The following is a 25,158-nucleotide window of genomic DNA, read 5'->3' on the forward strand; positions in this document are numbered from 1 at the left end:
TCTACAACAAAAGCTTTGTTGCGAACCACAATGGCATCAAAAATCCTACGCAGTCGGTGAAAGTGGTAATGATGATAGATGAGGCCACTGCAGGGTCGATACCCACTCTCTTGAGTAACAAGGGTATAGTAGCCCCTGTAAGGCCCGCAACGATCAAATTGCCCGTCATGGCCAGGAACATCACCAACCCCAGCATGGGGTTGGCATCATAGAACATTGCTACCACGAAAACGATCAGTCCGGTGGCCGCGCCATTGATCATTCCCACCAAAAATTCTTTGCGCACGGTGCTATAGGCCTGCTGATCGGTCAGATCGCTTAGCGATATACGCCTAACGGTAACCGCCAAAGCCTGGGTAGCAGCGTTACCACCCATACCTGCAATGATGACCATATAGGCAGATATGACCGGTAGCTTTTTAGCGACATCATCAAAACTACGGATCACGGATGCCGCCAAAAATGCGGTGGCCAGGTTTATCACCAACCAAGGCAAGCGACTCTTGATCGCATCCTGCCATTTACCAGCCAATTCCTCATCTTCCGATACACCCGATATCTTCAGAATGTCCTCAGTATTTTCTTCCTGTAGCACGTCAATGATATCATCGACCGTGATACGGCCCAAAAGCTTCATGTCGTCGCTTACTACCGGTACACTAGTGAGATTATATTGCGAGATCAGCTTAGCTACCTCCTCCTGGTCGAGGTCGGCTTTCACAAAAACAAAGTCAGTGTTCACCAGCTCAGCTACGGTCACTTGTTTCTTGGCTTTGATAATGTCCTTTAGCGAGAGGATCCCCATCAGCTTATCCTCATCGTTCACCGCGTAAAGCGTGTAGAATTCCTCCATCTCCTCAGAGAGTCGAATGATCTCTTCCAGCGCTTCGTTCTTGGTGAGTTGGGTATTTACCTTGATCAGCTGGGTATTCATCAACCCGCCCGCCGTATCATCCTTATAACTTAGAAGTGTACGAATATTCGAGGCGTCCTCCTCGTCAAGATCGCCCAGGATCTCTTGCTGGTCGCTTTCATCAAGCTGGGCGATAAGGTCAGTAGCGTCGTCGTAATCAAGTTCTTCAACGATCTCGGAGCGTTTTTCGGGGGCCAGGTTCACCAACAGTTCGGCGGCGTCCTGCTCCTCCTCCATTTCGGCGATAACCTCAGATGCATCCTCAGTAGGCAGGATATTGATGATGCGCTCACGCTCCTCAGGCAGTAACTTATCGAAAAGAATAGCGATCTGCGAGCTATGGTACTGACCCAGAACCTCTTGCAGGTCGGCATCGGTACCCTCAAGGGCAACCTTGATCCGCTGTAGATCTGATCTGTCTAATTCGAAGGACTGCATGGCTGCACAAGTTACAAAATGCAGCCCAAAAGGCATAAAAAAGGGGTGATATGTGATTACCCCGCGTCATTTGGTCTAAGTATGACCTGAAGATCAAGCCACTTTTTTCAACTTGTAAGAGGTGTTGTCGTGGTTGATCACCAGCTCGTTATGATCGATGGACTCGATCATGATCTTGCGCTCGCCCATACGGTCATAGTTGTGGATGAGAAGATAAAATCCCTCATCGTTACGGATGATCCTGAATGGTGACACGATAGTGCCGGCCGGTCGCGTTTCTTTAAAATAATTGATCCTCAATAAATGGGACACAAAATCAAATTCGAACCTTTTCTCATTCTCGAGATAGATACCGATCGGCAAGGCGTTCATGATGTTTGATGGTTAGCTGTTAATTTTCCTGGTATGGTCCCCTATCTGCAACGTTACGAGCACCATCAGCGTGGCGCTAACCCTGAAGCAGATGAGCGGTCAGATTATATATACCATTCAACTTGCCGATTGTTTGCTCGATCTTATTTCTTCGTACCGAAATTTCTATCGTACAGCGGTTGTCAGCCTCTTGCCTGATGATGGTAGCCTGCTCGGCCTTGATCACCTTCATCACATCGTTCATCTGCACATGGTCAAAAGTAAGGCGATAAATGTCGCTGATCACTTTTTCTTCGATGCCGGCTGCCTGTAAACCCATCTCGGCCGAGGTACGATACGCATTGATAAGCCCCGGTACGCCAAGCAACTTACCGCCAAAGTAACGCACCACCACGATGAGTGCATCGGTCACATCCTTAGACAACATGACATTTAGTATGGGCCTTCCGGCAGTGCCCGACGGCTCCCCATCATCATTCACCTTGAACACCGACCGGTCGGGCGAAAGACGCACTGCCCAGCAGTGGTGGTTGGCTTTGGGATGTTCCTTTTTTAGCTGGTCCACTAAAGGTTTGATCTCCGAAAGTGACCTCACCGGGTAAACGTATGCGATAAATTTGCTGCCACGATCAGTGAAGATAGCCTCGGCCTTTTGTCTGACCATTAAGTAAGTATCGTTAAAAAGCATATGGATCAGGAAGCGTAAGCGATCACCGCAATAGCCACCACGGCCAAGGCGATACCGATCTTGTGTAATGAACTGAGTTTCTCTTTGAATACGACCAATCCCACCAAGGTACCAACGGTGATCACGCCGATATTCATGGCCGTGAACACCGTAGATGGGGTACCGGCCAAAGCCCGGTGAGCCTTCAGGTAGAACAGGATGTTACCGAAGTTGAAAACACCCAGTATCCACCCGAACACGATGTGCCGGAACAGGAAACGCTTATGTTTGAACTTGATCTGGTACACAGAGCCCAACAGGGCCACCACAAATGAAGCCACATAAACCAGTAACAGCGAAGCGTTATAAGGCGAAGTGGTACTAAGCGCCATGCGCTTGAAAAGGACATCGATCGCGCCAAAGCCAAGGAACACCCCTAACAGGTAAAGCCAGGTGTTCTTGTTGGTTTGAGTGACCACATGTTTTTTTTGCCAAGGGATCAAACACATGATAGCACCAAAACCCAACAGGATACCACTGATCTTAAGCCAGGAAAATTTATCACCAAAAACCAGGAACGCGGCACTTAACGAGATCAGTAACGATAAGCGTTGAGCTACATCGGTACGTACGATGCCTGCGTTACGTACGGCTAACGACATTACGTAAAAGATCAGCGGCAGCAGAATGGCCAGCAGCAGGTAAATATCGAGCGGCGGGTGCTCGATGTTTCTTACGTCAGGTTTAAGGAATATCCAGGTAAGGATGGCCGCCATGGAATAGTTCCAGGTGATGGCCTGCACCACATTGATCTGATAGCGCCGCGCCATTTTCAATAAAATGGAAACGAACACGCTACAAACAACACTTAAGAAAATGTATAACATTTGTGTTTTTTACTTATTATAGATGATGCGCAACTGATCCTCGCCGACATTTACCGTTTCACCGATCCTTCCGGAACATACCGGTGCTTTGATACCCTCGGCCAGCATACCCTCGCCGGTAAAGATACGGGCCTCATCCCACAGACCGGCCTCTATGAAACTATTCAGCGTTTTTGCGCCCCCCTCAATGATCACCGATTGTATGTCCTGCAAATAAAGTTGGAAAAGGATATATTGCGGAACGAAGCGCTCAAAGTCCTCCAGTTGGATATATTTGGTCTTTCCTTGCACATCGAACTTGACAGCATTGAACACTAACGTCTCTACTGAGTTATCGAACAGATGCAGCTCAGTGCTGAGCTCCAGCTCACGATCGATCACCACACGCTTAGGTGAGCGCCCCTGCCAGTAACGCACATTGAGTTGAGGGTTATCAGCCAAAGCGGTGTTCTTCCCTACCAGCACGGCATCTTCTTCGGTACGCCAGCGATGGACCAGCTTCTTCGACTCTTCGCCAGTGATCCAGTATTGAGAGCCATCCTCAGGAGCAAAATAGCCGTTAGCGGTTTGCGCCCATTTTAAGATGATATATGGCCGCTGATGCTGCACCCTTGTGAAGAAACGCTTGTTCAAGTCCCGGCACTCCTCCTCCAGCACCCCGGTGATCACTTCTATACCGGCCTGCTGCAAACGCTCGATACCCTTACCGTCCACCTGCGCAAATGGATCGCGGCAACCTACTACCACATGAGGTATGCGGTGCTTGATGATCAGGTCAGCGCATGGAGGGGTTTTGCCGTAATGCGCACAAGGCTCTAAGGAAACATATATCGTGCTTTGGCGAAGCAACTCTTCGGCATTGTCGTACTTTTCCAGAACGGTTTTCACTGCGTTCACTTCGGCGTGCGCCTGCCCATAAACCTGGTGATAGCCCTCGCCGATCACCTTGCCGTTATGAACGATCACTGCCCCTACCATAGGGTTAGGGCTTACTTTGCCTATGCCAAGCAACGCCAGGTCGATGCAGCGCTGCATATAAATTTCGTGAGTGGGCATGGCACAAAAGTAGGTTTTATGTTTCTTTGTTGGATGATAACGGTCAAAGATGCTTACCATACTTTTAAGACAAGGCTTGAACCCCTGTATGCCGCCCAGGAGATCGAGGCGCTAACAAGCCTAGTGTTAGTGGAATTAACCGGCCGATCGCGCGCCCAACTTAAAGCTTTCGGCGATTCGAAGCTTACTCATGATCAGGTTGAAAGGTTAACCAACGTTCTTGACCAGCTCCTGACCGGCATGCCTGTTCAGTACGTTTTAGGTTATACAGAGTTTTATGGTCACACCTTTAAGGTGACGCCCGCGGTATTGATACCACGCCCAGAGACGGAAGAATTAGTGGAGTGGGTAGCGCAGACCATTGGTCATCAACAAGGCCTTAAACTGATGGATATCGGAACAGGAAGTGGCTGTATACCTATTTCTTTAAAGTTAACAAATACTGAAAATGAGCTATATGCGGTCGATATATCATCTGAGGCTTTAGATATCGCAAAGGAAAATGCTGTATCTAATCAAGCTGACATCACCTTTGTGGAGACCGATATTCTTAAGCCTTTACCTGCACAGATCGCTGTCGAGCGGTTCAATGTGATCATTAGCAATCCTCCTTATGTGACCGGTGCTGACAAACGGCAGATGCATAAGAACGTAACCGATTTCGAGCCACATATGGCGCTGTTCGTACCCGACGATGACCCACTCCTTTTCTACGTACGCATAGCCGATGTCGCCCAAAAACTATTGGTTGATGGTGGGTATCTGTTCTTTGAGATCAATGAAAGTTTTGGTCAAGAAACGTCAACTATGTTAGCCTCAAAAGGCTTTAAAAACATTGAGCTCAGGCAAGACATGAGCGGCCGTGATCGAATGATCCGGTGTGTGCGATAGCAGGAGACCTATATACACTTACGAATTGAAGCTTTCGTTATTTGGCCTTGTAACCACTTTGTTACCTAGCGACAAATATTGGTGGGCGAGGCGTTGACCGTCAACTGGTGAACTCCAACCCATCGCCAACATTTCCATTACAACTGTACTAAAGCAATTTATCGCGATCATGAGCATTGATGGTAAATGACGAACATCATAATGCACATGATCCGCTTGCGTCATAGTATCTGAGTAAGCCGAATGTTGCCTGTTCAGCACTTGATCATGCAAAACAATTCTGGAATATGCCTGTTGCCCTATTTTATACCATGAATCCTATAGAATTACATCAAATAGCTGACCTTGGCTCTGAAGTTGCCCGTCTGCTCAAAAATGAGTTGGGACCTATCGGTGAGGTACGCGCAGCCACTAATCAGATCGTGGTATCTATCTCCCGTTTCCATGTCGAGCACAACCTCGGTAATACGCTCCAACAGATATATCGCTCCGTTGATCAGCATTTTCCCGTACGCCGGGAACATTTATCTCTTATCATCAAGGATATGGACGGCATTCACGAGAATTCTTTTAAGATCTGGAAATCGAGTACTTAAAAGTATGATAATGACCGAATAAAAAGGTCGGTCCGTGATTCACGGACCGACCTTTTTTTATCAATGCTCTTATCAATATCAAGCGAATAAGGCCGAAAAGCGCTTCAGAGCCATCTTGACATCACCGGCCGATATCTTGCCTGTAGAAGCCAAATGCTGTACTTCTTCCATATCGCTATTGAACAGGTCACACAGTTCACGCCAGATCGGTATGCCCAGCATCTCTATACATTCTACTTGCGTTGTACTGGCGTATCGATCGTTCTCTATCACCTCACAGATCGCCTCCAGATCGCTCTGGCTAAATTTCAACAAGCCAGATACACGTTTACAGGTCTTACACATATTCAGAATTTCATTCGGGTGATCGTTTTACGATGCACTTGTATCCAAGGTTACACTTTCAGGTTTTGATCACGACAAATAGATGTCCATTATCCGCTCAACTTTAAATAGATAGGACAATTGGCAAGAGCCTTTGCCTGAAGTGAAGCTGCCTATTCATTCATCCCTTGGCGGGTTATCGCTAGTAACAGCAGAAATCTTATTTTTGTAGCGATGACCGATCTTAATGAATATGAGTGCGAAATGCTTGACACCATGCTCGAAGCATTTGGCATTCCTGATAGTTTAACACGCACACAGATACTCGAACTATTTGACCAGGACGAGGCCCTTGCCTACTCTATGGTCAGGGCACTGCTACGCGAGGGATTGGTGATGATATCGGGCAGCCACGGTGATTTTGAACTACCGGACAAACTGATCCTTAAACCCAAGGGCGAAAAGTTCCTGAAAGAAGGTGGCTTTACGCGCCGGTATCATGCCGAGCAGGAAAAACCGCGTGAGGTTGGTGGCACGCTGGCCAAGCTGCAGCAACAGAACATGCGCTTGCAGAATGTTAAGCTTAACCAGGAGACCGACATCCGCAACCTGAACAAAAAGATTGATATGTTAAGGATACGGGAATACATTTGGTGGGGACTTATCGCTTTGGCTCTTTTGATAGGGTTCCTGCTGGGCCGGTGGGTAGGCTGATTCACCATTACCTTGGGTCATTGGAGGTAAGCCATTATCAGTCAAATTTTTATCATATCCCTCTCAAAAAGTGACCAGCGTCACTTTTTTATTTGCGGGCGGTCATTCTGTAAAAATCCTTAGCTTCGGATATTTGAACCACCGGAAAGCATGGATAACGTAGCACTGCTGAACGCCATTATCGAGAACGCGATAGATGGCATTATCACCATAGATGAACGCGGCCTGATCGAGAAGATCAATCCTTCGGCATGTGCTTTATTTGGTTATGCGCCTGAAGAAGTGACGGGCAAGAACATCTCTTGCCTGATGCCTCCCCCCGACCGCCAGAACCACGACCAATACATCAGCCGTTACCAGCACACCGGCCATGCTCATATTATTGGCATAGGCCGCGAGGTCAAGGGATTGAAAAAGGACGGTACGATATTTCCGTTCAGGCTGGGCGTAAGCGAGGTACAGTACTCCGGCCGCAAGATCTACACCGGCTTCATCCATGACCTTACCCGCGAAAAACAAGCCGAAGAACGCCTCATTGAACACGCTGCCGAATTGGAAGAACAGGTGGAACAGCGCACCCGCTCCTTAAAGGAGACGGTGGACGAGCTACAGTCGGCCAAGGAAGAGGTGAGCCGGTCATTAGAGAAAGAGAAAGAGCTTAATCAACTCAAAAGCCGGTTCGTGTCTATGGCTTCACATGAATTCCGTACCCCTTTGAGCTCCATACAGTTATCAGCATCGCTGATCGCTAAATACGCGGAAAATTTCAACAATGATAATATCATTAAACATACCGGCAAGATCAAGAACTCGGTAGGCAACCTGACCGGTATCCTGAATGATTTCCTGTCGTTAGAGCGACTGGAAGCCGGCAAAGTGGCGCCGGTGGACGGACAATTCGATATAGTGAAGTTTGCGGAAGAGATCACCGAGGAGATGCAGCACATCGCCAAAAAGGACCAGGTGATCATTTACCAGCATACCGGTAAGGCCAATAAGGTACAGCTGGACCAGGCATTGCTCAAGAACTGCATCATCAACCTGATCGGTAACGCCATTAAGTATTCAGGGGAAAACACCTTCATTGAGTTCAACACCAGGATAGCCGACGACGTGCTCGAGATAACGATCAAGGATAACGGCATTGGCATCCCTTTAAGCGACCAGAAACACTTGTTCGAAGCGTTCTTCAGGGCGCATAATACCGGCAACATCCCAGGTACTGGTTTGGGGCTCAACATCGTGACCCGCTATGTGGAGCTCATGAGCGGTACCATCCAATTTGAGAGCCGTGAGGGCGAGGGAACATCATTCATTTTATCATTTGCAGTTCAAGCATGAAGAACATTTTGATCATTGAAGACAATGACGATATACGTGAAGGCACGGCAGAGATCCTGGAGCTATCGGGTTACCACGTATCGCAGGCCAACAATGGCCGCACTGGCGTTGAGATGGCCTTGCAGAACGTGCCTGACCTTATTCTTTGCGATATCATGATGCCCGAGCTGGATGGTTACGGCGTGCTGTATATGCTGAGCAAAAATCCGGCTACCTATACTGTACCGTTCATCTTCCTGACCGCCAAGGCCGAACGTACCGACCTGCGTAAGGGCATGGAAATGGGCGCTGACGATTACCTGACCAAACCTTTCGATGATATTGAGCTGCTTAATGCGATCGAAAGCCGTTTAGCCAAGCAAAAAAAACAAGAAGAACACTACGGCCGTACATTGAACGGACTGGAGCGGCTGGCCGCCGGCAACGGTAAGGGCATGGCCGAGCTTAGACAAATGATCAGCAGCCGTAAAATGAGACAAATCAAGAAAAAGCAGATACTGTTTTACGATGGTGATGAACCGCAGGGCGTATACATCGTACTTAAAGGATCGATCAAGACCTTTAAACAGGCCAGCGACGGCCGTGAGCTGACCACCGGTATTTACAAAAATGATAGCTTCCTGGGCCTACACGCGATCCTGACCGATACCCCGTTTACTGACACAGCCGAGGCGGTCGAGCATTCGACCGTTTGTTTGCTGGCCAAGGATGCCGTAATGGACCTGGTGAACAGACACCCGGACATAGGCCAGGAGTTCTTCAAGATACTGGTTGACCACATAGCGGAGAAAGAGGAACAGTTATTAGAGCTGGCCTACAACTCTGTCCGTAAGCGGTTGGCTCAAACCATCCTGCGCATCAGCAGGCAGTCCACCGATCCACTGAATTTTAAGGCATCGCGTGAGGAATTGGCCTCAATGGCTGGCATCGCTTTGGAGACCGTGAGCCGCAATATTTCCGATTTCAAGGACGAAGGCATCATCGAGAAAAAAGGTGGCACCATCCAGATCCTGGACATTGAAAAACTCATCAAAATGAAAAATTAACCCACCGACCTGATCGATAGATGTCTCGATGTTTAGTCGAAGATAAATGTTGACTTCTAGTAAAAAGGGCTCACTTTGAAGTGAGCCCTTTTCGTTCTGGGGTTCTAGCTGCCAATATCCAAGTGAAGGGCATTAAGGTGCTCTTCCGACCGGCTTAGGTCTTCCCACATCCGTTTAGCATGCGTACTTGCTTCATCAGCGATCTGTGGTATCAGTACTTTATAGTAAGCTATGCCTGCTTGTAATTGGTCTTTGAATTTTAGAAGATACTTCTCTTTTTTCTCCGTCCAACTGGTCAGATGCCGTTCTATATCTTTGCGCAAGTGCTCGATGTAAATATTCAGTTCATTGATGAACAAATCAGGCCGCTCTACATTCTTCATAAGATCGATCTGGCCATAAATGTGTTTCACCATTTCTTCCAGCTTATAGATGCGTTTAAAATAAGCCAGGTTAGGTCCGGGGCATACGGCAACTGCGCTACTCTCTCGTGGCTTGAGCATATCATTCTTAATGTAAGCAGATGCACACAAACCCTCGCATAAGCAGGTCTTTTCGGTAATTGCCTGAAAGCGTTGTAAGCGGTCAGTTTCCGCAAGTTCAAGTTTTTCCAGCTGATCGATCTTGAGTTGCTGGTACTGCCTCGATGCCGTACAAATAGGATGCTCGGTGAACTCGGTGTTGGTACACAGATACTTTTTGGTACAAGGGCTTCCGGGTCTTCCACTTTCTATACGCGCTAAACGTTGATGTTCGATAGAGCTTCCTCTAAAATTATTGAACAACACACCCAATGGTGAGGCGTCGCTCACGTAATGGTCATCGCAACCCGATTCGGCAAGCCTTTCAAGGGTTTGCTGATCAACATTGGTGGCCTCGGGTACCAGCAAGAATGGACTGCCCCACCCTGTCCCGTCCAACCCATAGCGCTTCATCAGGAACTCATCCTCTGCAGCTGTACCAATACCTCCCTGCACACTGATGCGTTGAACAGGCGCCTCGTCACAACTTAAGCCTTTCAGGGTCAATGCGGCACGGTACATATCATATAATTCGTCGCGCATGGAAGTTCTTTTCAACTTGAACTCTTCCAATATGGGTCCCAGCAACAAGCCTTCAGTAGCAAAGGCATGCCCGCCACAATTCAAACCCGACTCGATTCTGAACTCAGACACCCAAATACCTTTTTTGGCCAAAAACTTGGCTTGTATCAAGGCTGATCGCAGGTCGCTCACTTTTAAGATCACCGTCTTCTTGATCTCACCATGTTCATCAGGGAAAAAGTCAGGAAAACGCTCCAAATAGCTGTAAAGTTTCGGATTCATACCGGCAGATAGTACTATCGCTGACCGTAAAGTGCTATTGGCAAAGCCTCGCAGAGCGGCCAAGGCATCGGTATTCTCATCGCCTGTGTACTGACCATCAGCATCAAAATTCATCTTGTCCACCTTCGACATGATATTGACGTCTATCCGACCCGCCGCTATCCGCGAGGCAAGCAAGCGTTGGAAGATCATCTTGCTTTCACAGTCCGGGTATTCCTTCATCAACTCGTAACCATGTTTTAAGGTAGATGACGGCGGCAACAGATCAAAGTACCGGTCAATGTCGTGCCCCATTCCCACCGGTTGCGATCTGATCTTTTTCATCTGTTCTTGAACCAACTGGTCGAGCAAGTTAAGATAGGCGGTTATGCGCCGGGCTCGACTGTCCGGTTCGTTTTTGTGGATGGGCATATAGTCAAGGGCTTCCTGCATGCAATGAAACTGGCGCATGCGTTCGACGAGTTCATCGTCAACGATGGAGACCGTGGATGTGATACCGTAACGAGCGACCTTGAGCGGAGTATCGATCGAAAAGCCTAAACCTAAAACGGGAATATGGAAAGTGTGTGCCATGTGAGATCTTTTAGAATGAAAAAAGCGGCCTTTTGAACCGCTTCCAGAGATGAACCTAATTGTTATTATATAATGAAGATTAGCGCCATAGCCAAGTGCAACAACACGCTAACGCCGAACAGGGCCAACGCCGCACGTATACCAGCGCCCCCCATGTTAGCGATCAGGTTAGTAAAAAAGCACACCATAGTAATTGCCAATACCGCAGCCGGTGCATCAAAGTAATACATCAGCACGGCAGGTAGCGGCAGGAACAACACGCCGTGCACCACCAGTATCACAAAGAACCAAAGGGTATGATTTTGCTTTTGGCCGTCGGCAAAACTGGCGAGGCGAGTCCAAAGGTTGGTCTCTTGTGCATCAGCGGTATCATTGAGGATCCAATTAGCTGCAGGGGCGGTGGTTTTTAAAGTAGCCATGATATTTGTGTTTTGATATACAAATATCCTTTGTGCGAACCGGCGGTGCCATGACGCCGGTCAGCCGAAAAAGTGATCGTGCGCACAATTACGCATTGACGGCAGCCGATGTCATTATGTAAAATGATTTAAAAACCAAAGAGCCCTTATGTAAGGGCTCTTTGGTATAAGGCAGATATAAGGTCGATCGATCAAACGCTATAGCGCATAACGAAGTGTGATGCCGAACGTGCGCTGATCGCCCAGCACCGCAGCATACTGACCGGCGTTACCGCCTGCAGGCAACAGTTGCTCGAAATAATTTTTATTGAGCAGGTTACGGCTCCATACATAGGCTGATACACCTTTGGCCACCCTGAAACCCGTGCGGGCATTGATCAATGTGTAACCATCAATATTCAAGTAAGCTGATGGTGAAGGGCTTGACGAGAATGACGAACGGAAGAAACCATCCACCGCAAAGAAGAATTTGGTGTCCTTACTGATGTATTTGGTAGCTGTAGTGAACTCACCGCCTAAAGAGCCAGCCCATTTGGATATGCCTGGAAGCAAGCTACCTGATATGTCCTTAAAAGCTACTTGCTGTCCGTTCACGGTCAAACCGGTCTCCTCGAGCGGAAGTGGCGCGTTAGTGAATTTGACGTACTTAGCATCTGTATAACTTGCGGCACCGTAAAAGCTGAAGTTACGGTTAGCGCGGTAGTTGCCATCGAACTCCAAACCCTTTACATTCACCTTGTCGGCGTTGGCAATGTAGCCACGGTTAACGCCCAGTTCGGGTGATTGTACGTTGGTCTGGTAATTCTTGATATCCGAATTGTGGAAGTTCAGGTTCAGGATCAGGTTGTCTAAAGGCGTGGTCTTGATGCCTACTTCATAATGCTTGGTCTTCTCGGGCTTGATCACGGCTAAGCTCAGGTCGGGTGTGGTGCCACCCACCACACTTGGCAAACCGGCCACGTTAACCCCTACCGGCTTAAAGCTGGTAGAATAAGTGGCAAAGGCGTTGATCCGTTTACCTGGGCGATAAGCAGCGGTAAGTGAATAAGTAAAGTTCTTTTCATCTGCATCGGCCACATACTGCTGGCTGCTGTAAACACCGTTCTTGATCTTTTGCAGCTCATTTTTCACTGCGGTGCTGTAGCTGGTAGAAGCGATGTCTAAACCGCCACGAGCCACGCGGTTATAATACACATCCTTGTTGTCATAATTGTAACGTACCCCTGGCAGGATGTGGAAGCTTTTGTACACCTCCAGATCGGCACTTGCAAATGCTGCTGCGCTTTGCGACTTAATGGATGCATCAGTATAAATACCGTATCCCTCTAACAAGCCAGGGGTTGCCCACAGCTGATCGTTGGTGACACCGGGAGTGTTGGCGTTATTACCTGTTGAGCTTTTAGCGAACCTTGCCTGAGCCGAACCAGACTCTTCAGTACCGTTGATCTTCACATCCTGATCAATGTAGAACAAACCTACCACACCGCTCAACTTTTCAGACAACTGACCGGCATACCGTACCTCCTGCGACCAGTTCCGGTGCTTGGCCGGATTTTGCGATTTAGATAGAACGGCCAAACCGGTAAAGTCACGATCATTAGATGGGTCCCAATTCCAATATCGCCATGCGGTGGTACTGGTGAGCGTTCCTGGACCTATCTTAAAGTCGCCATTTAATGATACTCCACCCAATTGGTTGCCCGAACGCCATGGCGTATCATGGTCTATCACCCGGTCAAAGGCGTTCAAACTCGGCAATTGATAATTAAGGTCAGCAATAATGTTGTTGAACTGACGATAAGCGGCGCGCTTTGTCGTTACCACGCCAGCCACTACTTGCGCATAACCATCTGGTTTTTGATCGGTGATATCGCCCGCCAGCGTGATCGCTACGTCATCATTCGGTTTAAAAAGTAATTGGGCACGACCACCGAGATTATTGATATCGTTAGTAGCGCGGCCGGTACGGATGTTTTGCACTAAACCATCGCGCTGCGTACCAGAGAACGATAAACGCCCCGCGAACTTTTTACTTAACGGACCTGATACCGAAGCCTTGGCTTGTATATAGCCGTAGTTACCAAAACTGGTCTCGAAGGTAGCCTCCGGAGTAAAGCTTGCTTTGCGGGTAGTAATGTTGATGGCGCCGGCACTGGTATTTTTACCGAACAGCGTTCCCTGCGGACCGCGCAGCACTTCTATACGTTCGATGTCTAAAAAGTCGAGCGTGGCCGCAGCAGGACGGGCATAATAAACGCCATCCACATAAAAACCTACGCCAGGATCTAATCCATCATTGGTAAGTCCGAATGGTGAGCCGATACCCCTGATGTTGATCCCTGTATTACGAGGATTAGACGAATACAATTGTACCGATGGAATAAGCTCTTTTACACGGTTCACGTTGAACGCGCCCGACTGATCGATCTGTGCGCCGCCCACCACAGAGATAGGGATAGGCACTTCCTGGTTCACCTCCACCCTTCTGCGCGAGGTCACCACGATCTGGTCGAGCAAAGCATTCTCTACCAATACCAGATCAATTGGCTGCTCCTGTATCTTCAATATCTGGAAGTCCTGAGGTTTAAAACCAATGGAACTGGCTTGTAAAAAGAAAGGCGGCTCCTGTTTGGTCTGGATCTTAAAGACACCGTTATCGTCGGCGCTGGTAAATGTTTTGGTGCCGCGCACGCCCACTGTTGCGCGAGGTATAGGACTACCGTCGATACGTTTAACGATGCCCGTTATAGTTACCTGAGCGAAAGATGCGCTTGCCGTGACCAAAAGTACAAATAGTATGAGTAATGCTTTTTTCATGAGTTATGAATATTGTTTAGTAGAATGATCGGATGTTTAGTGTATATGTAGCTGATCGACAGACACGATTCTCCCTTGCCATTATTTAAGGCGATCAGATAAAATGAAAGATCTAGTATATGTGCCAGATATGACCCGACAGGATCAGCAACAACAACTCATAACGAGTGGTCGCGAGGTCGATAGAAAGGATACGGTCAAGATCAAGGGCTGAAAATTCATTTGTGTATGCTGCTGCTTTATAGCGCAAATATATATTTCCATACTTAATCTACCAAATCTATAGATTAAATAGTTATGGCTTTTGAAACAGATCTCTATCGCACCTCTTCTGCATCCTTATGATGGATATGACGAAGAGCAGACCACGTTCTCAAACAAAATCAATAATTTGCATTTATTACGATATATATTGAATATCATGAGTACAGAAAAAGCCATATTAGCCGGCGGATGTTTTTGGGGAGTTGAAGAACTGATCAGGCACTTACCCGGCGTCACTTCAACGGTGGTTGGTTATACGGGAGGCGATGTGCCGAACGCAACCTACCGCAACCACGGAACCCATGCTGAAGGCATTGCCATCACCTTTGACCCTGACCAGTTGAGCTACCGTAAACTGCTGGAATACTTTTTCCAGATACATGACCCTACCACCCGTAACCGCCAGGGGAATGACATAGGTACCTCCTACCGTTCTGCCATCTTTTACCTGACCGACGAACAACGCGATACAGCCAACGCTCTCATCCAGGAACTGGAAGCCTCAGGCAAATGGCCTGGCAAATTCGTGACCGAAGTTGCACCCGCAGGCGATTTTTGGAACGCCGAAGAAGAACACCAAGACTACCTGCAAAAACACCCCTACGGCTACACCTGCCATTACGAACGCCCCGAGTGGACGTTATAAGAGTTACCGAAATAAAAAAAGCGCTTGAGTGATCAGGCGCTTTTTTTTGTGGAGCCGGAGGGAACGCTAAAAATTGCATTACAAGCTCTCTTTTGGTATTATTTTGTCGGTTAACAGCCCTGCTCACCGGGCGCTCACCAAAAGGCCACTAATTGACCCTTATATTATGCTACTTAGTGTATTGAGATAAAGTTATAATTTTTTTGTGATCTATTCAAATTAAGTGATAATTAATCTGCAAGATCGCGATGAATGCTACAAGCTAATTTTCACCTAAATCGAAATAATTGTATAGGAGGCTTGGTAAATGTAAAGATTGAATTCTTCATTGGTATGCTCAAGGCTTCACCAGCCAGGCGCGGCTTAGGGCTGACAATTATAAAGAGTAAGATCAAGTTGCTGAACGGAACGGTCAATATCACGTCGAGCACCAACCGCGGGACCTCTGTTGAAGTAAAGATCCCGTACCGTGCATGGGCTTGAGCTGATCATATATAAATTGATACAACGGTAGTGAGATGGGCAGTGCTGTAATACAGTTTCAAATCATATAATCGTTTAATATATCATCTTCTGCTTAGAGAAGCTGGGCTACATTTGATGTTTTTTTAATTTGGATCAGTTAGCATAGATCTAAGAGCAGTGTTTGAATTTCATGTCTATGTTTCATAGTAGATCAGGTTTGAAATTCCGTGTCTGTTTGCGATAAAACTTCTACAAGTTGTAAAGTGTTGATAGGAAAACATTTGTCTATGCCGACCGAAAGCATCTACTTCAAATTCCGCGACCGGCTGAACTTTTCGCCCCACGAGTTCGAGGTCGGCAGGCCAATCTTTCAGAACCGGGAACTGGAGGACAACTTTTTCTTTTTGAAGATCTACCAGCTAGAGGAAAAGAAGTTCGCTGGTTTATACAACTTCCACTTGGCCTACTTTTCCGAAAAGCATCCTAACAAGGAGCAGGAGTTCTTTGACCATGTACTATATGCGATCAACACGCGTATCGATCACTTTAGGCGGCAAGAACCTATCCGCCCGGCCTACGCCCGGAACATGGCCAGCGCAAAAAAACTTGAGAGGTTCAAGGTGTTCCTCAAGACCATTGACCGTTGGCATAAATTGGAACCCATCGAGTCGGTGATCGCGGAGAAAGACCGTGAGATCGACCGGCTAACCGGTTTGTTAGCCAAGTCAGAAGCTGACCTGAAAGAAGCACGCATGTACGATGCAGCCGAAAAGATCAACATCACCAAAGGTGGCCTGGCTGCTTTCATGGACCTGATCAAGAAGATACAGGTATTGACCTTTGATGAGAATGGCAAACTCGTCAATGCACAAACACAATCCCCCTGGTATAAGATGATCGCCAAGTACTTCAAGCATGGCGACAAGGATATCTCCATCGATACCGCCCGCAACTACTTTCCGGCTACCAAAGGCGACAAACCTCCCAAGTTCATCGAGATCACTGAGAAGGACAAACGGTATACTATCATTGCTAAGGGTAAGCAGTAGGCATTTATCCCTCCATTTCTGACCAAATGCCTTCATTGGTCATACAAAAAGCACTTTCCGTATTGACATTTGGACCATTGCGTTCATGCGGCTGCATGCATATCCCCGATAAATAGGTATGCTGAAAAAGGAGGTAACAGAAGCTTGGAAGTTGAGCATTTATGATGACGCTTTATGCCTATGAGGCTAAAGCGATGAATGCGGGTACGGCTACCCGCAGTGGTAAAGAGAATAAAGAATGGAAGGATCGTGATGGCAGCGATAGAACTGATCACCAGGGAAGACCTGAACGAATTTAAGAGTGAGCTTTTAACAGAGATCAAAAAGCTCGTACAACTGGACCGGCAAGGCCAGTCGAAGAAATGGTTAAAGAGCAACGAAGTGCGCAGGCTCCTCAAGATATCACCGGGTACTTTACAGAACCTGCGCATCAACGGGACATTAAGCTTTACCCGTGTCGGTAGTATCATGTATTACAAGCTGGAGGATATCAACAAGCTATTGGAAGGAGGTCTGTCATGAGTTTATTCAAGACAGCGATCAGACCTAACGGTATATCGCCCGATACGGCAGAAAATGAATTGGCCTCATACGGCCAATTACTCAGACGGATGAGCAGTGATGAACGGCTGAACGCGACGCATGTGGGACTGTTCACCGGGCTTTTTGTCCACTGGCAGCGCAGCGGTTTTGTAAGCCCGTTCGCGGTGACCCGCAGAACGGTCATGGCCCATAGCAGGATAGCTTCCATTGTCACTTATCATAAGTGCATCAAGGAACTGGATGAGTATGGTTACATCCGTTACCAGCCAAGCTACCATCCCAAGAATGGAAGCCTGATCTACTGGATATTTGGCCACTGAAGTGGCCGTGTTCATGGCCGTTGGCATAGCTACCAATCAGATGGGCTATGCTTATCGTCAGGACACTGGCCTGTCCTGTTTTCAAAAGAAGCAAGTTTGTCCCCTTTGCCCTGAAAGGGCTTAGGGGACAAACTTGCCTTTTTCTCCGGTTGGTCGCAAAAGGTGGATCTCGGAAATGACAGAAGAGGCATGCAGATGATCGCTGAAGAAAATAGTGTCGAAAAGTAGGTCCAGTTGGAACAGACAGTAGTTAAGAGAGGAACTGAACACCGAAGCGCTAGCCCTAAACATCCGGGAGGTGCGCCGAAGAAGAAGAAGATCAAAAAAGACCAAGTTGTCCGGTTAAGGTTGAGTGCCACAGAGCATTTTATGGCACAGACGAAAGCAAGATCAGACGGGATAAAGATCAGTGACCTGGTTCGGTCAGCACTCAAAGGTGCGAAGGTTGGTCCACGGTGGTGACCGAAAGACCAGCAGACCTTGAACGTACTTAGAGGGATGGCCAATAAACTGAACCAAAGACCAGGGCAGCCAATCACCTAGAAGTATGGGCTCTATATCGCAACCGGTAAGGAACAAGTGAAAAGGCAGGAGTTACCGGGGCAGATAAAATTTGGTACGAGATAGATGATGCGATCAAAACAGCGATGCGGAATATGGAAAGCATGAATGAACTGAAAGATAAGCGTCTGCATAACGGCATAGAGGTCATCTACAAGTACCGCAGCGGAACGAATGAGGTCTATCCTACCGTTGTGCCCTTACGTTCCATAGAGATTCCGACGTCAGGTCCACTAGTCATCAATGTGACTTGTCCATTTACACCGTCACCAACGCCAATGACGTTCCCAAAAGTTGAATTTATTGCAACCATGTCTGGTATTACGTGGCTTGCAGGTTCACTATTCCACAATGTTCAGAGCGCGGTTTTATCCAATTTGGCGATTTGAGTCATAAAATCCATTCCACCACGAATCCAAGGTGAGGCCTCTGGTAAGCCCGAAACTTCTCGAACCACCACATCTGCTGAGGCGATGTTGACCATCCATTTTGGCAGTAAATAAATAAGACCTATCGCCTTATTGATATATCTGCCCATCTTTAGGTTTGATGGTGTCCCATTATGTGCTTTAAGCCCCTTCCCATCAACCCCTCCAGTCGGATCGACCCTATTAACAGAATCATTCCCCATCCCAACGTAAGGAGAAGAATATTGCCCTGCAGGATCACTGATTAACCATCTGCCAATGCCTCCATTGTGCATGCGCAGTTCAAAGTTGTTACAGCATGTAATCGGATTCTTCTCGGCGTATGCTTCCTGATATTCTTAACGGTAGCCTACACCGCCGTTATGACCTATACTACAATAACGGTAATAATGTTATAGTCAGTGTAGAAATATCTCGGGTATGCGCAAAACTATTTTTTGAGAATTAATCTAATTTGTTGAGAAACAGGATACTTTGAGAACGGGAAATTAAAAAACTATGTGATTATATTAGTAAAGCAATAAGATTCCCAATTTATTAATAAAGACAAATCAGATTCTTAAATATTATTTTGGTTCACCATTAGCGATAACCTGCCCTTCCCGTAAATCAACGTTGATGTAGTCGACGTTTTTTTTATATTGTCCTCCATCACAATAAAGAGAAAAAAAGTGCTCATTGTCAGCAGCTGAATAATATTTAATTTTTTTATATTTAGAATATACTTGCGTTTCAAGCCCCCCGTTATTTAAAACTACCAAATAACTGGAAGGGTCATTAAAAATAAAGGTCAAGGTGTTTAGATTAGATGTTAGTATATAATCCGATTTTGGTGAATATATTTTTTCATACTTTGTTGGAATTATATAGCATTTGCCACCTATCCTCCTCCAAACAGTTAAGCATTTACTCCCATCGTTATTATAATAATACTCTCTATTGCTATCAAGATAAAAATAAAAAGATATAACACACAACGTGATTATGGTCAATATTTTTAAAAAAGAATTTCATTATAGTAAATTTAGAAATCTTACTTAAACAGTCTTTTATATTTTTCAATTAACGCTTTCTGACCGTGTATAAAACCTGAGAACTCGGCGGCTTGTGTCGATATACCTTCTGAAGAAAATCTTTTGTCTTGCCAACTCTGAAGGAAATCAAATCCCAATCTGGCATGAAACCAATCTAAGTAATTTAACCCGGCTACATACCCAGCAGCAAAATTGCCAATGTCTCTAGCGGAAGTGTATGTAGTAATCCCGTTATTATCATAACCATGTACTCCATTAAAATACATACCTCGGTAAAAATAATCGTAATTAGAATAATTGAAATCACCAGGTTTAGTGCCTGCCCTTTTGAAATCAAGAATTTTTCCACCTGTAGCATTTGCCATATAATTTAATAAATTGAGATTTTTATTGTCTATAATCATATTATTGAGAAAATCTATTCCGCTACAGTCCCAAGGAGATATTGTACCCTGCCAAGTTTTGGTGTCAGAATTATAAAAAGAAGTTAAGGTCAATGTTTGACCATAATTTCTCCTGTCCTTTTTCCGCTTGCATCAACTACGTATATGTTTCTATCATTGTCGTGGATGTTTCCTCCAACTACAGTATATGTGCCGTCGCTGTTTTTTATTACATCTGTGCTTGGATCACCTCCATCTTTATCCTTGAAAATGGTCGGGTTGTTAGCCATTCCGATATAAGGAGAATTTCCGATATTCTTTGGATCACTACTTAACCACCTGCCGATACGTCCATCATACATACGCAGGTCAAAGTTGTTCCAACCCGTGATCGGGTCTTTCTCTGCATAAGCACCCTGGTATTCGTAACGGTATCCGACACCGCCGTTACGGGCTATGCTGCCATATGGATAGTAATCGTTATAGGTCAGCACATCTACTGTCCCGTCGGCTTTCTTGTTGCGGTTGATGACTACTCTTACACTACCTACATTGTCGCGCAGTTCGTATGCATAAGCATTAGAGGCATAGGTATAGGTTCCTAACCTGCCTGATCCATATATAGGGGCCTCTGTAATGTTGCTCCCGTTATAAATGGCCAATATATTACCGCTTGGGTCGTACATATAATAGGTGATAGCTGGAGTGCTCCCTGTAAGATCGGTACGGCTGATCCGATTGCCTGCCTCGTCGTACGTGTAACTTACTTTCAGGTCGGTCATTGCTTCGTTGGCATATACGCCTGTGACACTCCTGTTTACATCTTATTTTAAATACATGGTAAAGGGCACTCCTGCCTGTTGCGCGCATTTTAGCTGCCCCAGATCATCGTATGTGTAGCTGGTATACCCGTTGACGTTTTGCAGTTTATTGATACTGGCCTGGTATTGGTTGCCATTAAAGTCATCGCTTAGAGCGCCTGCTGCATTGGTACGTTGAAGTGTCTTGATATTGCCATTAGGGTCGTAGCTCAGGTTTTGTTCCCTGAACTGTGCTCCGGGTGTAAAGCTGCCGCCGTTAAGGTCGAGTGTGCCCCAGGTAGCGTTTATATCGCCTGTTTGCGGCCGAGCGATGAATTTAACTCAGTAATGACAAGTGAGCACCTTGCGTTTTCCTCAAGATCTCAACACCCGCAATTTAATTATATAAAAAATGTTCATTCTCCTTAGAATTCAACATGCAATAGTAAATTTTTTTATCTTTATTACCTTGTATTTCAATGCTAGTAATACCAAATCTTGTTTTGACAAGTACAATTTTATGCCTTTCTAAACTTTGTTCTGAACCATCTTGTTTCTTGAAAATAAGAGATTGACTTACTTGATCAAATAGACATCTTGGAGAAAAAAAAATCTCCATATACGCGCTACAAAAAAATGCAAACAAAAGACCGTAACGTAGATTAAGTATAATGGCAAAAAATTCATAATAAATACGAATACGATGAAAAATAAATGAACAGATGAGAACATGAAAGGAACGATTCTGCCCCAAAAGAAAATATTGTCTTTAGAAATTTTAATCATGATTAATATCTAAAAGCTGAATGCTGTTTAAAAACAATTTTTCCGGTTAATATTGTTACATTAAAAATGCCGCCTTTCGTCCCCATACCGAGTTCCGCACCTAACTTTTTTTGGGCAAGGTCATAATAACCGTTTAACTCTACTGCTGTTAATCCAACTGCACCTCCTAATTTCACTTCTTGGATTTCTTTATTTGAAGAAGTCTTGATTGATGCTTCAAAGCCTCCTGAGATACCTTCATGAGCGATATCGAATCCTGCTGACCAGTTGTAGTTATCCCTATGTATCAAATCCCACTTATTTTCTAACCACCTATAACTGGCTAGTGTTACTGATCCCATGTTAACATCAAATCCCTCCAATCCTTTAACTAAAGCAGAAGCTCTAAAGCCTAAAGTTAACTCGAAATTAAAATCAAAATAAACATCAACCCCGTTGAATGTATAATCTTGCACAGCTTTGAACCTAGTTATGGTTGGAACCCCTTTGTCGGTATACCCAACAGATGCATAGCCCGTTAGTCTGTCTCCTTCCCAGCCGCTAATTTCCGCTCCTGGATGACTACTAATAAAATCTCGGCCTTGATTCGATATCCAATCAGGGCCAAATAGCCAATTTTTTAATTCCTGCCAAAAAGCGCCGTCAGAATCAAAACCATTAACGGCATTAGACCATGTCTTCGTAGTAGATAATGCACTCATCCGTGATGCTAGGCTAAGAAATAGAAAAGCCCAGCTTGTGGGCTGGGCCTAGTATGGTGACTACACAGTTGTCCGAAGTCAGAGACATTCGAACATCGGTACGCTACGGACAACGGGCAAGTAATCACATCTTAAAACAAATTTTTATTTTCCATTTTTTCCATATAATAGGATAATAATTCTAATGTAGCCGGATCTTTTGCTAAAGAGAAAGCCTTATAATCATTGTCCTTTTCGTCATAAAACATATATAATTTTTTCTTATTTAAAATCGCCCAGTACTTTCGACTATGATCTCCTAAACTACCAAATCGAACTAAAAGAATATTGGGTCCTGGACGGTAAAGTTCAATACATTTTTTAACAAAAAAGCTGTTTCTAAATGCATCTATTTTAAAATTTTCACTTTCTGAAAAATTGCCCGTCTTTACTAAAAAATCAAAGAAGTCGTTTTTGTGTGACGAAATTCTATAATCCTTATCAACAAAGCTTGGTTGTTGTGCCATGGCAGGTGAAATAACCTTTAAACAAATAATTGTTATTAAGAAAAGGGTGTGTTTTATCATTTGATTTTAGGGTTTGATTTCTTTATAATATTTCAACTGATTTTGTTCCGGTAATTTTTCCATTTGTTCATTGGTAGCTTTGGGGTTATTGATTCTTCTTGATCCCTTATCCGTGACATGGGTAAGTTCATGTGAAGCTACTGCGCCTATATGATCTTCTTGAGTATATTCATCACCTTTTATTTTTTCACCCGCAACTATAGTTGATCGTACGTAACCTGGTGGCGCTGTTGTGTTCTCTTTAATTGCTTTTTCATAAATCACGACAGCTTCACCTACAACCTTACCATTTTTATCAGGTGTTGGAGTAGACATTCCCTGTGTAACTGCTCCATTTTTATCCTTAATTACGTCTGTTTTGTTAATACTTATTTCTGTTTTTATATCCGACCTTAATGTCTTATCTAAAAGCTCCCATCCAACTTTTGTTTTCATTAGCGCATTTCCAATGTTTTTAGTGTCCGCTGAAGCATTTGATGACCAGACAATACCCGATTTACCAATTTGATAATATACTGGTTTTCCATCTCTTCCAACAATCCACTCTGGTTTCATCCCATCAGGATCAACAAACCTTATATGATTATTAAATCCATAGTTGTACGGAGAATACCTTCTCATCTTCTCCGCCAGCGGATCCACACTTGTCCAACGTGCAATCACCGGGTCATAGAATCTGGCACCATAGTCGTATTGACCCAGCTCCTCCTGTAACTCTTTCCCATTGTAAAGATACTTGTTATTGCTACTTACCGCTCCTGTTTTCCCTAAGCCGAACGGATAGTAGTCGTCCTGCTGCAATACTTCCGCCTGTCCACTAACAGGGTTACGGTACATCGTCGTCCTCACATTACCTAAATGGTCCTTCAGATCGTATCTGAAAGAATAAGAGGTACCGCTCCTGAGCGCTGTGCCCTCTTCATGCTGGATAAGCTCTATCGAGCCGTTGTTGTACTGTACACCTCCCACATAATCCGTCGTCACACCGCCGCTAACTTTCCTTATCTTCTGCCCATTTGCCAGGTAAGTGTAGCTCGGTCCCCCGCTATAAGATTCAGGCAAGTTCAATAAGTTGTAGATGATCGTCTTATTCAGCCTACCATCCGTCGCAGCATCACCATTCGCATCATAAACGTAATCCGTCAACGTCAGGCCTGATACGGATCTTAGCTGGTTACTTTGTCCATTATTATAATATGTATAGTTTCGGCTTGTACCATCACGTTGAAGCGTCTGAATGTTGCCCATGCCATCGTAGCTCAGTGTTTCGCCCATCCCCGATGCTATCCCCGAAAGCAGCCTGTTCAACTTATCGTATGTATAGTTGAATGTATTTGCCGTACCGTTATTGTTATAAGCCTGTGAACTGATGTTACCGTTCCATTGCGGCGTAGCTCCGCTGTTGTAGGCTAATTGCATGGTGAACTTGTCTGATGTGCTTTGCGTCATCCATCCACGCTCATTATAAGTGAAAGCGATGCTTTGCAGGCCGTTACCAACCTGTTTGTTCATGAGCTGTCCGACCTCGTTATAAGTCATTTTGCTCAGTAACACACTATCACCGCCATTTATACGTTCCCAGCTCTCCTTCTTCCTTCCCATATGGTCGTACCAATAGCGCTTATAAACAGTGGTCGTCAGGCCGTTCGTGATATGGATACGGTTCGAGGTGAGTAGCTCATCAGTAAAGCTGTAAGTGTTGTCCGTGACGTCGGTACCTCCCAGATGGTTCTGTGCCTTGCTTTGTATCAGTCGCCCCTCGTCGTCATAATAGTTAGTGGTCAATAGCATCGTGTTCGTCCCCAGCACATTGACCATTGTACCCGTAAGTAGGCTCTTTACGCTATTGGTCTGATCACCTGCCACTCCGCCGAAGATGTTGCCTGGAAAAGTGTAATCATCGTAATAGTTGACCGTCAACAACTGCCCAAAGCTTCCTTGGGGTATGGCATTGTTACTATAACCACTATTTTGTCCATCAACATCGTTAGGTACGCGTTGCTCCCATTGCCCTACTGAATTTGCGATATTCTGAAGGTCTTGCCTGATATTGATATTTGGTTGACCTCCATGTAGATCATCGATCCAGACCCCGGTCATCACCACCCTACCCAAACCATCGTACTTCGTGTAGATCATTTGCTGCGGACTTTTGCTCCGTTGATTGGCATTTTGGGTCATGACCACTTGGTCAAGCATGTTGTAAACCATAAACTCCCAGCCCTTGCCTGGA

Annotated in this window: 27 protein-coding genes; 11 read left to right on the top strand and 16 right to left on the bottom strand. The window is 45.6% G+C overall.

Annotation, left to right across the window (positions count from 1 at the left end):
• Position 1: 1 nt before the first annotated feature.
• The 5 genes from mgtE to ribD all read right to left on the bottom strand — a co-directional run bounded on the left by mgtE (position 2) and on the right by ribD (position 4,333).
• Positions 2 to 1,351, bottom strand: a complete 1,350-nt coding sequence (mgtE, locus tag LLH06_RS09990; RefSeq protein ID WP_228173224.1) for a magnesium transporter — start codon at positions 1,349 to 1,351, stop codon at positions 2 to 4.
• A 93-nt stretch (positions 1,352 to 1,444) separates the two neighbouring features.
• The gene (locus tag LLH06_RS09995; RefSeq protein ID WP_228173225.1) at positions 1,445 to 1,723 is read right to left on the bottom strand and encodes a hypothetical protein; all 279 of its coding nucleotides are present in this window, start codon (positions 1,721 to 1,723) and stop codon (positions 1,445 to 1,447) included.
• A gap of 76 nt (positions 1,724 to 1,799) precedes the next feature.
• Positions 1,800 to 2,387, bottom strand: coding sequence for an IMPACT family protein (locus tag LLH06_RS10000; protein ID WP_228173226.1), 588 nt, complete (start codon positions 2,385 to 2,387; stop codon positions 1,800 to 1,802).
• Positions 2,388 to 2,416: 29 nt separating this feature from the next.
• Positions 2,417 to 3,277 carry an EamA family transporter gene (locus tag LLH06_RS10005; protein ID WP_228173227.1) on the bottom strand — a complete coding sequence of 287 codons (861 nt, stop codon included), beginning with the start codon at positions 3,275 to 3,277 and terminating at the stop codon, positions 2,417 to 2,419.
• 9 nt (positions 3,278 to 3,286) lie between these two features.
• A complete protein-coding gene (gene ribD, locus LLH06_RS10010) occupies positions 3,287 to 4,333 on the bottom strand; it encodes a bifunctional diaminohydroxyphosphoribosylaminopyrimidine deaminase/5-amino-6-(5-phosphoribosylamino)uracil reductase RibD (RefSeq protein WP_228173228.1) in 1,047 nt (348 codons plus the stop codon).
• Here ribD and prmC point away from each other — a divergent pair.
• The gene (gene prmC / locus LLH06_RS10015) at positions 4,322 to 5,224 is read left to right on the top strand and encodes a peptide chain release factor N(5)-glutamine methyltransferase (RefSeq protein WP_228173229.1); all 903 of its coding nucleotides are present in this window, start codon (positions 4,322 to 4,324) and stop codon (positions 5,222 to 5,224) included. The two genes, ribD and prmC, sit on opposite strands and share 12 nt — an antisense overlap.
• 311 nt (positions 5,225 to 5,535) lie before the next feature.
• Positions 5,536 to 5,820 (top strand): hypothetical protein, encoded by a 285-nt coding sequence (locus tag LLH06_RS10020; protein WP_228173230.1) that lies wholly within the window; start codon positions 5,536 to 5,538, stop codon positions 5,818 to 5,820.
• A gap of 78 nt (positions 5,821 to 5,898) precedes the next feature.
• Here the strand turns inward: LLH06_RS10020 and LLH06_RS10025 are convergent, their stop codons facing one another.
• Positions 5,899 to 6,165, bottom strand: coding sequence for a hypothetical protein (locus tag LLH06_RS10025; protein WP_228173231.1), 267 nt, complete (start codon positions 6,163 to 6,165; stop codon positions 5,899 to 5,901).
• A gap of 213 nt (positions 6,166 to 6,378) precedes the next feature.
• Between LLH06_RS10025 and LLH06_RS10030 the strand changes: the two genes are divergently transcribed.
• The 3 genes from LLH06_RS10030 to LLH06_RS10040 all read left to right on the top strand — a co-directional run bounded on the left by LLH06_RS10030 (position 6,379) and on the right by LLH06_RS10040 (position 9,245).
• The gene (locus LLH06_RS10030; protein ID WP_228173232.1) at positions 6,379 to 6,858 is read left to right on the top strand and encodes a hypothetical protein; all 480 of its coding nucleotides are present in this window, start codon (positions 6,379 to 6,381) and stop codon (positions 6,856 to 6,858) included.
• 150 nt (positions 6,859 to 7,008) lie between these two features.
• Positions 7,009 to 8,199 (top strand): PAS domain-containing sensor histidine kinase, encoded by a 1,191-nt coding sequence (locus LLH06_RS10035; RefSeq protein WP_228173233.1) that lies wholly within the window; start codon positions 7,009 to 7,011, stop codon positions 8,197 to 8,199.
• Complete coding sequence (locus LLH06_RS10040) at positions 8,196 to 9,245, top strand: response regulator (protein WP_228173234.1); 1,050 nt, start codon at positions 8,196 to 8,198, stop codon at positions 9,243 to 9,245. Before LLH06_RS10035 ends, LLH06_RS10040 begins: the two co-directional genes overlap by 4 nt.
• Positions 9,246 to 9,349: 104 nt before the next feature.
• On the opposite strand, the gene LLH06_RS10045 is transcribed toward LLH06_RS10040, so the two are convergent.
• The 3 genes from LLH06_RS10045 to LLH06_RS10055 form a co-directional block, all read right to left on the bottom strand.
• Complete coding sequence (locus LLH06_RS10045; RefSeq protein WP_228173235.1) at positions 9,350 to 11,143, bottom strand: hypothetical protein; 1,794 nt, start codon at positions 11,141 to 11,143, stop codon at positions 9,350 to 9,352.
• 65 nt (positions 11,144 to 11,208) lie between these two features.
• A complete protein-coding gene (locus tag LLH06_RS10050) occupies positions 11,209 to 11,562 on the bottom strand; it encodes a hypothetical protein (protein WP_228173236.1) in 354 nt (117 codons plus the stop codon).
• Positions 11,563 to 11,760: 198 nt separating this feature from the next.
• On the bottom strand, positions 11,761 to 14,379 hold the full coding sequence (locus LLH06_RS10055) for a TonB-dependent receptor (protein WP_228173237.1): 2,619 nt from the start codon (positions 14,377 to 14,379) through the stop codon (positions 11,761 to 11,763).
• A gap of 421 nt (positions 14,380 to 14,800) precedes the next feature.
• On the opposite strand from LLH06_RS10055, the gene msrA reads away from it, so the two are divergent.
• The 6 genes from msrA to LLH06_RS10080 all read left to right on the top strand — a co-directional run bounded on the left by msrA (position 14,801) and on the right by LLH06_RS10080 (position 17,666).
• Entirely contained in the window at positions 14,801 to 15,289 is a 489-nt protein-coding gene (msrA, locus tag LLH06_RS10060) for a peptide-methionine (S)-S-oxide reductase MsrA (protein WP_228173238.1), read from the top strand.
• A 333-nt stretch (positions 15,290 to 15,622) separates the two neighbouring features.
• A complete protein-coding gene (locus tag LLH06_RS20785) occupies positions 15,623 to 15,772 on the top strand; it encodes an ATP-binding protein (protein ID WP_394800329.1) in 150 nt (49 codons plus the stop codon).
• A 269-nt stretch (positions 15,773 to 16,041) separates the two neighbouring features.
• Positions 16,042 to 16,803, top strand: a complete 762-nt coding sequence (locus tag LLH06_RS10065) for a hypothetical protein (protein ID WP_228173239.1) — start codon at positions 16,042 to 16,044, stop codon at positions 16,801 to 16,803.
• Positions 16,804 to 16,964: 161 nt separating this feature from the next.
• Entirely contained in the window at positions 16,965 to 17,102 is a 138-nt protein-coding gene (locus LLH06_RS10070) for a hypothetical protein (protein ID WP_228173240.1), read from the top strand.
• Complete coding sequence (locus LLH06_RS10075) at positions 17,056 to 17,325, top strand: helix-turn-helix domain-containing protein (RefSeq protein WP_228173241.1); 270 nt, start codon at positions 17,056 to 17,058, stop codon at positions 17,323 to 17,325. The genes LLH06_RS10070 and LLH06_RS10075 overlap by 47 nt, the downstream gene beginning before the upstream one ends.
• On the top strand, positions 17,322 to 17,666 hold the full coding sequence (locus tag LLH06_RS10080) for a hypothetical protein (RefSeq protein WP_228173242.1): 345 nt from the start codon (positions 17,322 to 17,324) through the stop codon (positions 17,664 to 17,666). Before LLH06_RS10075 ends, LLH06_RS10080 begins: the two co-directional genes overlap by 4 nt.
• Positions 17,667 to 18,582: 916 nt before the next feature.
• Here LLH06_RS10080 and LLH06_RS10085 read toward each other — a convergent pair.
• The 7 genes from LLH06_RS10085 to LLH06_RS10115 all read right to left on the bottom strand — a co-directional run bounded on the left by LLH06_RS10085 (position 18,583) and on the right by LLH06_RS10115 (position 25,124).
• On the bottom strand, positions 18,583 to 18,930 hold the full coding sequence (locus tag LLH06_RS10085; protein ID WP_228173243.1) for an RHS repeat-associated core domain-containing protein: 348 nt from the start codon (positions 18,928 to 18,930) through the stop codon (positions 18,583 to 18,585).
• A gap of 291 nt (positions 18,931 to 19,221) precedes the next feature.
• A complete protein-coding gene (locus LLH06_RS10090; protein ID WP_228173244.1) occupies positions 19,222 to 19,449 on the bottom strand; it encodes a hypothetical protein in 228 nt (75 codons plus the stop codon).
• A 239-nt stretch (positions 19,450 to 19,688) separates the two neighbouring features.
• A complete protein-coding gene (locus LLH06_RS10095) occupies positions 19,689 to 20,054 on the bottom strand; it encodes a hypothetical protein (protein WP_228173245.1) in 366 nt (121 codons plus the stop codon).
• A gap of 128 nt (positions 20,055 to 20,182) precedes the next feature.
• Complete coding sequence (locus LLH06_RS10100) at positions 20,183 to 20,854, bottom strand: RHS repeat-associated core domain-containing protein (RefSeq protein WP_228173246.1); 672 nt, start codon at positions 20,852 to 20,854, stop codon at positions 20,183 to 20,185.
• Positions 20,855 to 21,660: 806 nt separating this feature from the next.
• Complete coding sequence (locus tag LLH06_RS10105; RefSeq protein WP_228173247.1) at positions 21,661 to 22,359, bottom strand: hypothetical protein; 699 nt, start codon at positions 22,357 to 22,359, stop codon at positions 21,661 to 21,663.
• 131 nt (positions 22,360 to 22,490) lie between these two features.
• Positions 22,491 to 22,925: a hypothetical protein gene (locus tag LLH06_RS10110; RefSeq protein WP_228173248.1), complete on the bottom strand. Its 435-nt coding sequence runs from the start codon at positions 22,923 to 22,925 to the stop codon at positions 22,491 to 22,493.
• Positions 22,926 to 22,931: 6 nt separating this feature from the next.
• Positions 22,932 to 25,124, bottom strand: coding sequence for an RHS repeat domain-containing protein (locus LLH06_RS10115; protein ID WP_228173249.1), 2,193 nt, complete (start codon positions 25,122 to 25,124; stop codon positions 22,932 to 22,934).
• Between the last annotated feature and the right edge of the window lie 34 nt (positions 25,125 to 25,158).

Source organism: Mucilaginibacter daejeonensis (assembly GCF_020783335.1).
GTDB lineage: Bacteria > Bacteroidota > Bacteroidia > Sphingobacteriales > Sphingobacteriaceae > Mucilaginibacter > Mucilaginibacter daejeonensis.

What these genes read in the sequence shown, in the direction of transcription:
- mgtE (WP_228173224.1), bottom strand. Translation starts at nt 1,351, where the DNA reads ATGCAGTCCTTCGAATTAGACAGATCAGATCTACAGCGGATCAAGGTT.
- LLH06_RS09995 (WP_228173225.1), bottom strand. Translation starts at nt 1,723, where the DNA reads ATGAACGCCTTGCCGATCGGTATCTATCTCGAGAATGAGAAAAGGTTC.
- LLH06_RS10025 (WP_228173231.1), bottom strand. Translation starts at nt 6,165, where the DNA reads ATGTGTAAGACCTGTAAACGTGTATCTGGCTTGTTGAAATTTAGCCAG.
- LLH06_RS10050 (WP_228173236.1), bottom strand. Translation starts at nt 11,562, where the DNA reads ATGGCTACTTTAAAAACCACCGCCCCTGCAGCTAATTGGATCCTCAAT.
- LLH06_RS10075 (WP_228173241.1), top strand. Translation starts at nt 17,056, where the DNA reads ATGGCAGCGATAGAACTGATCACCAGGGAAGACCTGAACGAATTTAAG.
- LLH06_RS10005 (WP_228173227.1), bottom strand. Translation starts at nt 3,277, where the DNA reads ATGTTATACATTTTCTTAAGTGTTGTTTGTAGCGTGTTCGTTTCCATT.
- LLH06_RS10070 (WP_228173240.1), top strand. Translation starts at nt 16,965, where the DNA reads ATGATGACGCTTTATGCCTATGAGGCTAAAGCGATGAATGCGGGTACG.
- LLH06_RS10085 (WP_228173243.1), bottom strand. Translation starts at nt 18,930, where the DNA reads ATGCACAATGGAGGCATTGGCAGATGGTTAATCAGTGATCCTGCAGGG.
- LLH06_RS10110 (WP_228173248.1), bottom strand. Translation starts at nt 22,925, where the DNA reads ATGATAAAACACACCCTTTTCTTAATAACAATTATTTGTTTAAAGGTT.
- LLH06_RS20785 (WP_394800329.1), top strand. Translation starts at nt 15,623, where the DNA reads ATGCTCAAGGCTTCACCAGCCAGGCGCGGCTTAGGGCTGACAATTATA.
- LLH06_RS10055 (WP_228173237.1), bottom strand. Translation starts at nt 14,379, where the DNA reads ATGAAAAAAGCATTACTCATACTATTTGTACTTTTGGTCACGGCAAGC.
- LLH06_RS10045 (WP_228173235.1), bottom strand. Translation starts at nt 11,143, where the DNA reads ATGGCACACACTTTCCATATTCCCGTTTTAGGTTTAGGCTTTTCGATC.
- LLH06_RS10000 (WP_228173226.1), bottom strand. Translation starts at nt 2,387, where the DNA reads ATGGTCAGACAAAAGGCCGAGGCTATCTTCACTGATCGTGGCAGCAAA.
- LLH06_RS10040 (WP_228173234.1), top strand. Translation starts at nt 8,196, where the DNA reads ATGAAGAACATTTTGATCATTGAAGACAATGACGATATACGTGAAGGC.
- LLH06_RS10115 (WP_228173249.1), bottom strand. Translation starts at nt 25,124, where the DNA reads ATGCTTGACCAAGTGGTCATGACCCAAAATGCCAATCAACGGAGCAAA.
- LLH06_RS10035 (WP_228173233.1), top strand. Translation starts at nt 7,009, where the DNA reads ATGGATAACGTAGCACTGCTGAACGCCATTATCGAGAACGCGATAGAT.
- LLH06_RS10105 (WP_228173247.1), bottom strand. Translation starts at nt 22,359, where the DNA reads ATGAGTGCATTATCTACTACGAAGACATGGTCTAATGCCGTTAATGGT.
- LLH06_RS10065 (WP_228173239.1), top strand. Translation starts at nt 16,042, where the DNA reads ATGCCGACCGAAAGCATCTACTTCAAATTCCGCGACCGGCTGAACTTT.
- msrA (WP_228173238.1), top strand. Translation starts at nt 14,801, where the DNA reads ATGAGTACAGAAAAAGCCATATTAGCCGGCGGATGTTTTTGGGGAGTT.
- LLH06_RS10030 (WP_228173232.1), top strand. Translation starts at nt 6,379, where the DNA reads ATGACCGATCTTAATGAATATGAGTGCGAAATGCTTGACACCATGCTC.
- ribD (WP_228173228.1), bottom strand. Translation starts at nt 4,333, where the DNA reads ATGCCCACTCACGAAATTTATATGCAGCGCTGCATCGACCTGGCGTTG.
- LLH06_RS10095 (WP_228173245.1), bottom strand. Translation starts at nt 20,054, where the DNA reads ATGGCAAATGCTACAGGTGGAAAAATTCTTGATTTCAAAAGGGCAGGC.
- LLH06_RS10080 (WP_228173242.1), top strand. Translation starts at nt 17,322, where the DNA reads ATGAGTTTATTCAAGACAGCGATCAGACCTAACGGTATATCGCCCGAT.
- LLH06_RS10020 (WP_228173230.1), top strand. Translation starts at nt 5,536, where the DNA reads ATGAATCCTATAGAATTACATCAAATAGCTGACCTTGGCTCTGAAGTT.
- LLH06_RS10100 (WP_228173246.1), bottom strand. Translation starts at nt 20,854, where the DNA reads ATGACCGACCTGAAAGTAAGTTACACGTACGACGAGGCAGGCAATCGG.